This window comes from Rhizorhapis sp. SPR117 (genome assembly GCF_021742065.1).
This window is the reverse complement of sequence record NZ_JAKKIE010000253.1, coordinates 1-349: the sequence shown is the minus strand read 5'-3', so window position 1 is coordinate 349 and position 349 is coordinate 1. Positions and strand designations below refer to the sequence as shown.

Below are 349 nucleotides of genomic sequence, written 5' to 3'. Positions count from 1 at the left end.
ACATCGAGACACCAATGCAGTCTGTTTTCCACGCCCCAATGGGCGCGGACGACCTCGGCAAAGCGCTCGACCGAGAGCCTGGTGCTCAGCAGATAATAGGCCGTCTCGTGGGTGGTCTTCCCGTCGGTGTCGCGGGTCCGGCTCACTTTGCCGATGGCCTCCAGACCGGGCCATTGATGCCGTTCCTGCCACCAGGCGATGTCGTCGGAGATGGTCGCGACGCGGGTTTCGATGCGGCCGTGATCGGCCTCCACCATCGGTTCGGATATGTGCTTTGTCGCGCGCGGGTCATCGAGAAAAAGGCGGACGTCGGCGTGGAGCGTCCCTTGGTTCCCTTTGAGCGCCAGCG

At 63.6% G+C, this 349-nt stretch carries 1 protein-coding gene; it reads right to left on the bottom strand.

The window, feature by feature from the left end; translation table 11 throughout:
* On the bottom strand, positions 1–349 hold a 349-nt coding region (locus L3X40_RS22250), incomplete at both ends, for an ISAs1 family transposase (protein ID WP_237367494.1).